The 2,498-nt window shown below is 64.2% G+C and carries 4 protein-coding genes; 3 read left to right on the plus strand and 1 reads right to left on the minus strand.

Annotation, left to right across the window (positions count from 1 at the left end; translation table 11 throughout):
• Positions 1-327 (plus strand): hypothetical protein (locus NV1_RS45370; RefSeq protein WP_218027380.1); only part of this gene is annotated, 327 nt, incomplete at its 5' end.
• Positions 328-580: 253 nt separating this feature from the next.
• Here NV1_RS45370 and NV1_RS41520 read toward each other — a convergent pair.
• Complete coding sequence (locus NV1_RS41520) at positions 581-1,378, minus strand: helix-turn-helix transcriptional regulator (protein ID WP_067905199.1); 798 nt, start codon at positions 1,376-1,378, stop codon at positions 581-583.
• Positions 1,379-1,492: 114 nt separating this feature from the next.
• Between NV1_RS41520 and NV1_RS41525 the strand changes: the two genes are divergently transcribed.
• On the plus strand, positions 1,493-1,864 hold the full coding sequence (locus tag NV1_RS41525; RefSeq protein ID WP_067905202.1) for a hypothetical protein: 372 nt from the start codon (positions 1,493-1,495) through the stop codon (positions 1,862-1,864).
• Positions 1,861-2,418, plus strand: a complete 558-nt coding sequence (locus tag NV1_RS41530) for a nuclear transport factor 2 family protein (protein ID WP_067905206.1) — start codon at positions 1,861-1,863, stop codon at positions 2,416-2,418. Before NV1_RS41525 ends, NV1_RS41530 begins: the two co-directional genes overlap by 4 nt.
• Positions 2,419-2,498 lie beyond the last annotated feature (80 nt).

The following is a 2,498-nucleotide window of genomic DNA, read 5'->3' on the forward strand; positions in this document are numbered from 1 at the left end:
TTAGCTAGTTTTACTGCGGTGACTCGCTTACTTGCGGGACAAAGGAAAAGTATTGCACCCGATGTGCTGTTGACACTCGTTTCAGCTCATCGAAGCTCTGTCGCAACGCTGTTTCGAAATGTGGCCGACGAGCATTTCAAGAGTCGAGTGGGCTACTGCGAGAAAACGCCGCAGGACATGCTGCGGTCATGGGTGAACCGGTGCGCCGATTTTCTTGGTCACCAAGCACGGCCCGGCCGAGGCGTGCACACTCGGTCCAAGCTGGGTTCGAGAGCCTACATGCCGAATTCGTCGAACGCCTGCCTGCCGTGCCCGACCGGCTGCTGACAGCATCCGCCGCTAGCCACACGCGCGGCGACACCCGGGCCTACGACTTCATCCTGGGCATGCCGGCAACATATGCATTGGATTCGAAACCGTACCCGACCACCGAGCACACCACATGATCGATCGGCTCCTCCCGGGTCGTGCGCGCTCCACCCCTGCACCGGCGGATAGCGCACACGTCGCTCGTGTTCACCTGGGACCGCCTGCGAGTCGCGCGCGGCGAGCCCGGGCGGCGGCTGGTCGGGCCGAGAGGTCATGCAGGGTCACGAGGGGTGTACAGCATGATCCAGTGGTCCCGTTCGGGGTCGTGGAACATCTCGATGTCGAAGTTCAACCATCCATGGGCTGGATGGCGGATGTGCTTCACCGCGGATCTCGATGTCTCGACCTCGCCCCGCTTCCAGTAGTCACGGAAGCTCGCGCTGGTCGCCGCGAGTTCGGCGTACAGGGCCTGCAGATACTGGTCACCGGGATAGCGGCCGAGTGCCCTGCGAAGTTCGGCCGCCGCGACCCGTGCGAGCTGTTCCGCGCCGTCATCGCCGAGGAGGCCGGGAAGCGCCGTGGCGGTGAAGACTTGGTAGACGATATTGCGGCCGTATGGTCCGGTGGCGGCAAGCGGCTGGAGCAAGTCGGTGGCAGCAGCGTTGAGGGCCAGCAGATCCAACCGGCCGTCGTGCACCGTGACCGGCATCGTGTCCGCCAAGCCGCGCAGCATGCGCAGGAGCCCGGGCCGGATCGTAACCTCCGGTGAATCGGGTTCGGGAGGTGGCTCGCCGGCGAGCCGGAACAGATGGTCCCGCTCGGCTTTGGAGAACTCGAACGCCCGAGCGAGCGCCGCGAGGACTTCGCGAGAGGGGCGCGGCGCTTTGCCTTGTTCGAGGCGGATGTAGTAGTCGACGGAAATCCCCGCAATGTCGGCCAGTTCCTGACGACGCAGGCCCGGAACCCTTCGCCGCGATGTACGCACCCGGACGGGCGGTTCCGGCGGGAGCATCTCCGACCGTCGACGGCGCAAGTACGCGCCGAACTCTCCCCGATCGGCACTGGACATGGCGCAATTATGCCCCGGCGCCACCGGCGCTGGTCGGCCGCGTTGCCTGGTCCTGCCGGTACCAGGCTCGGCACGGTCTTCCCGGCCTTCGCACTGTCGCGCAGAGTGGTGCGCATGACCAGTACAGCTTGGACTTTTCCCATTCCACACGAGCGGGTCCAGGAGTTCCGCGATCTGATGACCGAACTGAACGCGGATCTGTCCGGACTCGCCGAACGAGCAGGGGACGTCGGGTACCACCGGGAGCGGATGTGGCTGCAGCCCAACAAAGACGGAAGCGTGGAGTTCATCGTCTATCTCGAATTCGACGAAGGTTTTGATGTAGCGACGTTCTCCGAGCGGCTGCTCGCCTACGAGTCCGAATTCACGCGTTGGTGGACGCCTCGTTTCGAGTCCTTCGGACTGCCGAAGTCGTTCGGCGAACCGTTGCTGTCCTGGGATGCCGAACGGATGAACGTTGACGCTCATGCAGGAGGAAAGTCATGACCGAATCGACGCCGGCCGCTGACTCCGAGGCGGCGCTCGAGCTGGCCCGGGATTTCATCGACGCGCTCCACGCGAAGGACCTCGATGCTGTCGCGGCGACTTTGGCAGCCGACGCGCGGCAGCTGTTCATGCACTCCCCGAGGACCAAGACCGCCGATGATGTCGTGGACATCATCGGCGGCAGAAGGAAGGGCTTCTGCGTCGCCGACGTCAAGGGGAAGGCAGAAATTCTCGCCTACACGAAAGCGCTGTTCGACAAGTTCACCCCGCTTGTCTGGCGCGACCACGAATGGACCGTTTCGGGGCGTGGCAACGAGGTCTTCTTCGGCGGAAGAGGGGACATGGTCGTCGCTCGAACGGGCAAGCCCTATCGCAACAGCTACGTGACCCGATTCGATATCGAAAACGGAAAGATCGTCCGGATCGCGGAATACGCGGACGCGATGCAGTACGCCGCCCTGCGGGTGCGGCCGAACGGAGCGGAATTCAGGGGGCTTCTCCGGGCCGTCGGGCGCATGGTTTCTCCCGCGCGGTCTTCCTGCTCGGGCAGGTAACCAGGCCCGTCGGCGGCCTTTCTCGACCGCTTCGCGGCGACGCGGCCACCCACTCACCTGAGTGCCGTTGCAGTACTAAT

Source organism: Nocardia vaccinii NBRC 15922 (genome assembly GCF_001613305.1).
Classification (GTDB): Bacteria; Actinomycetota; Actinomycetes; order Mycobacteriales; family Mycobacteriaceae; genus Nocardia; species Nocardia vaccinii.